This window comes from Mycobacterium sp. (assembly GCF_049673265.1).
Lineage (GTDB): Bacteria > Actinomycetota > Actinomycetes > Mycobacteriales > Mycobacteriaceae > Mycobacterium.
Map to the genome: position 1 here is coordinate 1 of NZ_JBATXN010000093.1, position 7,058 is coordinate 7,058.

6 protein-coding genes and 1 pseudogene are annotated in these 7,058 nt (G+C 64.1%); 4 read left to right on the plus strand and 3 right to left on the minus strand.

Annotated elements, in window-relative coordinates; genetic code table 11:
• The first annotated feature begins 142 nt into the window (after positions 1–142).
• Genes WBF82_RS03200 through WBF82_RS03210 form a run of 3 tightly spaced genes read left to right on the plus strand, consistent with a single transcriptional unit; the run spans position 143 to position 3,490 of the window.
• Complete coding sequence (locus WBF82_RS03200) at positions 143–1,063, plus strand: ferritin-like domain-containing protein (protein WP_424381653.1); 921 nt, start codon at positions 143–145, stop codon at positions 1,061–1,063.
• 2 nt (positions 1,064–1,065) lie between these two features.
• Positions 1,066–2,562, plus strand: a complete 1,497-nt coding sequence (locus WBF82_RS03205) for a flavin-containing monooxygenase (protein WP_424381654.1) — start codon at positions 1,066–1,068, stop codon at positions 2,560–2,562.
• Between the two features lie 13 nt (positions 2,563–2,575).
• Positions 2,576–3,490, plus strand: a complete 915-nt coding sequence (locus WBF82_RS03210) for a MerR family transcriptional regulator (protein ID WP_424381655.1) — start codon at positions 2,576–2,578, stop codon at positions 3,488–3,490.
• 2 nt (positions 3,491–3,492) lie between these two features.
• Here the strand turns inward: WBF82_RS03210 and WBF82_RS03215 are convergent.
• A pseudogene (locus WBF82_RS03215) lies at positions 3,493–4,745 on the minus strand (salicylate synthase).
• A 434-nt stretch (positions 4,746–5,179) separates the two neighbouring features.
• Here WBF82_RS03215 and WBF82_RS03220 point away from each other — a divergent pair.
• A complete protein-coding gene (locus tag WBF82_RS03220; protein ID WP_424381656.1) occupies positions 5,180–5,392 on the plus strand; it encodes a hypothetical protein in 213 nt (70 codons plus the stop codon).
• Positions 5,393–5,408: 16 nt separating this feature from the next.
• Here WBF82_RS03220 and WBF82_RS03225 read toward each other — a convergent pair whose 3' ends face one another.
• On the minus strand, positions 5,409–6,623 hold the full coding sequence (locus tag WBF82_RS03225) for a cytochrome P450 (RefSeq protein WP_424381657.1): 1,215 nt from the start codon (positions 6,621–6,623) through the stop codon (positions 5,409–5,411).
• On the minus strand, positions 6,620–7,058 hold a 439-nt coding region (locus WBF82_RS03230), incomplete at its 5' end, for an amidohydrolase family protein (RefSeq protein WP_424381658.1). The genes WBF82_RS03225 and WBF82_RS03230, both read right to left, overlap by 4 nt.

Genomic DNA, 7,058 nt, shown 5'->3' on the forward strand with positions numbered 1-7,058 from the left:
GCTGTATTGCATGCCGCAGATCGAAGCCAAGATCGGCTGGAACGTCAAACGTTTGGTCCCGGCCACTTTCACCCGCGGAATGGGCCTGGTATCCCGGGTCGCCCCGTTCTGACAGCACCAAGCATGAGGAGGAGTGGCGCACATGACTATCGACATGGAAGCAATGCTGGCCAAGATCAAGGATCGCCAATGGGCGCTTGCCGACATCGACTGGGATGCGCCGGGCGCCGAAATGATCACCGACGAACAGCGGCCACAGCTCAAGGCGTTCATGGCCGACCTGTGTTGGATCGAGAATATCGGCGCCAGAGGCTTCGCGGCCCTGGCCAAGAAGGCGCCCACGCCGACCATCGCCGAGATCTACCGCTACTTCCACGCCGAGGAGCAGCGCCACGCCAACGCCGAATTGGCGCTGATGAAGCGCTGGGGCATGCTCGAGACCGGTGAAGTTCCCGAGCCGAACGTGAATATCCGGCTGGCCATCGACTGGCTGGACCGCTGGGCCGACGACATGCCGCTGTCATTGCTCGGCACTGTCATCCCGATGCTTGAAGTCGCGCTGGACGGCGCCCTGTTGAAGTTCCTCCTCGACGAGGTGCACGACCCGGTTTGTCACCAGGTGTTCGAAAAGATCAACAATGACGAATCACGCCATTTAGTCGTCGATTTCGAAGTTCTCGACATGATTGGGCACGCGAAGATCCGACGGTTGCTGATCGACTTCGTCGGTCACAATGCCACTCCGGGTCTCATCATCGGCGCGATCATGGGTGCGCCGTTGATCAACAGGATCCGCAACGAGATCACCGCCATGGGTATGGAACCCGAGCGGCTTTACAAGGCGGTGAAACGATTCAAAGAGCTCGGCGACCGCGGCGAACACACGAGGCGGGTACCGACTTATCGGTTCCTGAGGCGCTACGCCGGAGTAGTCACGAATCCGCGCCACCCGTACCACCTGCTGGCCAACTCGATGGTGTGGCTTTCCGACCGGTATCCGCGGCCCCTGCTGCCGTCGGTACCCACTTGGGTGAGAGAAGTCACCCACGAGCCGGTGGCGTGATCATGGTGAGAACTCGCACCTACGAGACGCTGATCGTCGGAGCCGGGTTCAGCGGGCTCGGCGCAGCGATCAAGCTGGCGCAAGCCAACATCCACGACGTCGTCATCCTGGAACGCAGCGACCAGGTAGGCGGGACCTGGCGCGACACCAGCTATCCCGGTGCCAGTTGTGACATCCCGTCGCTGCTGTATTCGTTCTCGTTCGTCAGGAACCCCACCTGGTCGCGAACCTACTCGCCGGCCGGCGAAATCCGAAGCCACCTCGAAGACATGGCCAGCCGGTTCGACATCCGCCGCCACATTCAGTTCGGTCAGGAGGTCACCGGGTTGTCGTTCGACGACGGCGCCGGCGTGTGGACCGCAACCACAGCAGCCGGCAAGCGTTTTCGGGCCCGCACCGTCGTGCTGGCGTCCGGGCCACTGCCCGACTCCAGCTTCCCCGACATCCGTGGTATCGATTCCTACCGTGGGCACAAAATCCACAGTGCCCGGTGGGACCACGACTATGATTTCGCCGGCAAGCGGGTCGCAGTCATCGGCACCGGCGCCAGCGCCATTCAGATCATCCCCGAACTGGTGAAGCAAGCCGAGTTCGTCAAGGTTTTCCAACGTACGCCAGGTTGGGTGCTGCCGCGCTGGGACATTGCCACTCCGCCCGCTGTGCAGACCGTGTTCACCAAAGCCCCTGCGGTTCAACAGCTTGCACGTCAAGCATTGTTCTGGGGGCACGAAGCCAGCGCCACCGCTCTGGTGTGGAATACCCCGTTGACGTCGTTGGTGGTTCGGCTGGGCCGCGCGCACCTGCGTCGCCAGGTCAAAGACCCGTGGCTACGCCGCCAGCTGACTCCCGACTTCACCCCCGGCTGCAAACGCATGCTGGTCTCCAGCGACTACTACCCCGCCCTGCAGCGCGACAACTGCAAGCTCATCGACTGGCCGATCGCGACATTGAGTCCGGTCGGTATTCGCACCAGCGATGGCATCGAACACCATCTGGACTGCATCGTATTCGCCACCGGCTACGACGTGCACCTGACCGGACCGCCGTTCCCCGTCACCGGACTCGGTGGACGCTCGCTGAGCGCCGAATGGGCCGGCGGTGCACAGGCTTACAAGAGCGCCAGCGCGCACGGGTATCCAAACCTGTTCTTCATGACCGGTCCCAACTCCGGGCCGGGGCATAATTCGCTACTGGTGTATATCGAGGGCCAGCTCGACTACGTCGTGCGCGGCGTCAGCACCATCCTGGACAACAACTTGCGTTATCTCGACGTTCGTGAAGAGGTTCAACGCCGCTACAACAACCGCATCCAACAGCGACTCACCAAGACGACATGGATGTCCGGTTGTAGCAGTTGGTATCTGACCAAGGATGGCTTCAACGCATCGATGTACCCCGGCTTCGCCACCCAGTACCTTCGACAGATGCGGAACTTCCGGTTCGCCGACTACGAAGCGGTCGCTCAAACCGCTGATATTCGCGTCAGCACCTCTGTCTAAGGACGCCTGAACGATGGCACCCGACCGAGCGTCACGAGCAGACACCGGCACCATCGCCGGCGTCCTCGCTAACCTGCGGCGCGCACCCAAACGTGTTCGGCGCCAATCGCGGGAGGTGATCGAAAGCGCCGTATCGCAACTTTTCGACGCGGCGGTCCGTCACCCCCACGGCGCGACCACGTCCGGGGAATACCGCATCGACGACCTGGCCCGGCTGGCCGGCACCACGACTCGCAACGTTCGCGTCTACCGCGACCGCGGGCTGCTACCGCCACCGTTGCGGGTCGGGCGCATTGCGCTGTTCAACGACACCCATCTGACCCGGCTGCGGCTGATCACTTCGATGCTCAACCGCGGATACAACATCGCCCACGTCCGGGAGATGCTCAGCGCCTGGGAAGAAGGCAAAAACCTCGGCGACGTGCTCGGCCTGGAATCCGCAATCGTAGGCACCTGGACTGCCGAGAAGTCGCAGACCATGCCGCTGCCCGATGCGCAGCGACTCGTCAACGACGCCAAGGCATTCGATCGACTGGTCGCGCTGCAGGTGATCCGCGTTGATGGCGCCCAGGCCACCATCACACGGCCCAAGCTGATCGATGCGTTCAACGAGATCCGCGGCTACGGCATCAGCATGGACAAACTCATCGACTTGCACGAGCACATTGTCCCGCTTGTCGACCAGATCAGCGAGATGCTGGTGCGGGCCGGCGCCGAACACGTTGCCGACAGGATCAAACCGGGGGAAGCCCTGCCCGCCGACACCGAAATCGCCGAGCTGATCACGATGCTGGTGCGGTTTCGGAGCCAGGCCGTCGCATCCGTCACCGCCACCCTGGCGTCGTCCATCGAATCGACCATCGAATCAATGGTCAGCAGCATCCTTGCCGAATATTTGGAGCGCTCGCCCGACGCCGACGTCGGCTAGCGCTATTGCCCGCGAGCAACCAGATGAGGCGCCAGCGTGGCTAGCTTCTGGCAAGTCTCCTCGAATTCCCGGTCGGGATCCGAGGCGGCGATGATGCCTGCCCCGGCCCGCAGCCAGGTTCGCCCGTCACGTTCGTAGACGCTGCGCAGTGTTGGCGCTGCGTCAAGCCCGCCGTCGGCCGAAAACATCACGACCGCACCGGAATACAGTTCACGGGGGCTTTCATCCAGCCGCAGGATGGCGTCCACACTGGCCGCTTTGGGGATACCTGAGGCAGTGACCGCGGGAAACAGTGTCTCCAACGCGTCCACCCGGTCCTTGGACGGTTCCAGCCGGCCGGCCACTGTCGACCCGAGGTGCGGCACGCTGCCACGCTCACGCACCGTCATGAAATCGACGACGGCCGCGCTGCCGGGTTCGACAACCTCGGTGATTTCCAGCAGCGAACTGCGCACCGAGATGGCATGCTCGACAATCTCTTTGCTGTCCGATTCCAGATCGTCGCGGGCTTGCCGGTCGCGGACGGCGCCATGACCAAGCGCCCGGGTGCCGGCCAACGGTTCGGTGAGCACCACACCGTCATCCTGCACGGCTGCGACCACCTCGGGACTATAACCAAGAGCCCGAAAACCGCCGAGCTGCAAGAGAAACGAACGCGCCGGGGTGTTGTGTTGCCGTCCCAGCCGATAGGTGGACGGAAAGTCCAGCGGGAAGGGCACATTGACACACCGCGACAGGATCACCTTGTGATAGCGGCCGGCGGCGATCTCGCTGATCGCTGCGCCTACCCGCGCGCGGTAATCCGTGGTGTCGGCACCGACATCGATTGCGCGGGGCGACCGTGCGGCCGGTAGTCCGTCGCTGAGCAGACCGGCAACCGCGTCGCGGTGGCGTTCGTCGGCGTCGAACAAACGGACCGTTTCGTTGCTGACCACGATGCGGGTTCGCGGCCAGAACACCCGCGCCAAAGGAGTCTGCGGCGCCAAGCGATCTTGTAGCCCGAACCGATAGGCGCCGAACTCGAACGCGATCCAGCCGAAGGCCTGATCGGATTCCAAAAGCAGCCGGTCGACGGCCTCGCCGAGGACGGCCCCGGCCGCCCGGACCACGCCTGTCGCTGAGTGACGCCATCGCGGATGATCCGCAGCTCGTCCAACTCGACCATGGCCAGCACACCAAACGCCAGCACCCACTGACCGTCATGCTCATAGAGCAGGTATTCCTCGCCGTCGCGTTCGGGCAGCGTCGCGGCCAGCTCGGCCGCCAGGCCAGCTGGCGCGATCTGGGTCGGCAGTGGGAAGGACAGTGACGGGGTGGCGACAGGGCTTGTTTCGACACCGACTTCGGTCACGCTTAGTAAATGTAGCCTAACCTATGAAACGCCGGTGACTCTCCCTGAGCCAAACGACGTGCTGCGCGGTCCGCGTTCCTGGTCAGCAGCACTTTTGGTACCGCTGACTTTAACCGCGGGTCTCGCAACACATGCGGCCTGAGCACGGGCCGAGCGGTAAACGCGATCGTCGCTTGCGACCAGGCGTCGCGGTGCGCGGTCGCCGGCCGGGGCAGCCTGTGATTGGTTGTCATTGCACGTTTTCAAACCGTTCACGTCTCGGTCCCACTATGGATCTGGCTCGTGAGGGGATCGATCCTACGATCGGGCGAGCCGCACTCTAACGAGAGGACAGCATCGTGTTCATCATCCGACTGCTTGACGGAGAAGAGGTCCACGCGGCCGAGGGCGACACGCTCGCCATCAATCAAGAAACTGGTGTGCTCAGCGTTTCGCGGGTCGACGGGTTCGAGGAAGTAACGACGCACTATTCGCCGTCGGCGTGGGCATCGGTAACGCACCGCATCAAGGAGCCGGTGGTGCGGCCGCCGCTGGTCGGCGCGAAGAAGTAGCCCATCCTCTTCAGACTCAGCAGCCGGCGAATACGACCGGCAGCGCCGCCGGGGATCGAAACGCCATGCCGGTGACGTGCGGCGCCGGGGCGCTCGGATCCAACCGCAGATCAGGCAGCCGGTCCAGTAGCGCGCTGATCGCGACCGCCGCCTCCATCCGCGCGAGGTGCATGCCCAGGCAAAGGTGCGGCCCGCCGCCGAACGTCAAATGTGCGATGTTGCGGCGGGAAGGATCGAAGCGATCCGGATCTGGGTAACGGTTCGGATCCCGGTTGGCGGCAGCGACACTGACGCTGACATTTGTTCCGGCCGGAATAGCGACCCCGCCGAGATCGCAGTCGCGGGCCGCGATCCGCATCACCGTGGTGATCGGCGGCTCCCAGCGCAACGCCTCCTCGAAGGCGGCATGCAACTTGCGGCCGTCGCACCGCAACGCATCGAGGTGGTCCGGCTCGGTGAGTAGGGCGACCAGTAGGTTGCCCGAAGCGCGGTAGGTCGTTTCCACGCCGGCGGGCAAGATAAGCAGCAGGAACGCGAAGATCTCGTCGTCAGTCAGTTGCGTTCCGTCGATCTCGGACTGCGACAGCATGGTGATCAGGTCGTCCTGCGGATTGCTCCGACGCTCGGCCAGAATCTCGGTGAAGTACGCCTTCAACGCCGCAGATGCGGCGATTCCGCAATCCCAGTTGTAGACGACGTTGAGCAATTCGATCGAAAGCCGTTGGAACCGTGGGTAATCCTGCCGCGGTAGACCCATGATTCGGGCGATGACCTGTACCGGAAATGCGAAGGTGAAATCGCGGGCCAGCTCGGCCCGTCCGCGCGGCGCGATGATGTCGATGAGTTCGTGAACGACCACCTCTACCAGCTCAGCGCGCCAGCGGTCGAGCAACGCGGCGCGGAACGACGGTGACACCAGGGCCCGGCTGGCGCGGTGGGCGGCACCTTCGAGTTCGAGCAGGGTGCGACCCATCACCGGGCCCATGACTTGAGAATAGATCGACGACGAGAACGTGTCGGGGTGCGTGAGCACGGCCTGGCATTCGTCGTAGCCCAGCACCGTCACCCCGGCGGAACCCAATGTCTGGCTTGAGGTTTCGGCGAACGGGCTACCGACCATCACCCGGTTTTGCGACCGCGCCTCGCGCAGCCGCTCGTGCACGTTTTCCACCTGCATGAGCAGCCCGCCCTGCAATTCGGTCGGGTCGAATTCTTCGACTGCCGGGGTCACGAGACCGAGACCGTCTGGGTGTCGCGACCGGATCGCAGCACGGTGCCGGGCAGCGCCCCGGTGGCGACACCGTCGCGACATACCTCGACGCCGCCGACCAACACTGACGAGATGCCCCGGGCGTCGGCGACCAACCGCGGTGCGCCCGCAGGCAAGTCGTAGCGGGTGCGTTCCGGCCCGTGGTCGATGGTGGTCGGGTCGAACAACACCAAGTCGGCGTGCCAGCCCGGCGTGATCCGGCCCCGCTCGGCCAGCCCGTAAAGCCGGGCCGGCACATCGGTCAGCAGCCGGACCGCCTCCTCGAGCGTCACCACCTGGTGCTCGCGGACTCCATGGCCAAGCAGCGACGTGGTATAGATTGCGCCGCACATCATGTCGAGGTGCGCGCCGGCGTCCGAACCGCCGATGACGGCGTGCGGCGAGCGCCACACCTCG

Excerpts from the sequence above, each read along its gene's own strand:
- WBF82_RS03200 (WP_424381653.1), top strand. The coding sequence starts at position 143 with ATGACTATCGACATGGAAGCAATGCTGGCCAAGATCAAGGATCGCCAA.
- WBF82_RS03210 (WP_424381655.1), top strand. The coding sequence starts at position 2,576 with ATGGCACCCGACCGAGCGTCACGAGCAGACACCGGCACCATCGCCGGC.
- WBF82_RS03205 (WP_424381654.1), top strand. The coding sequence starts at position 1,066 with ATGGTGAGAACTCGCACCTACGAGACGCTGATCGTCGGAGCCGGGTTC.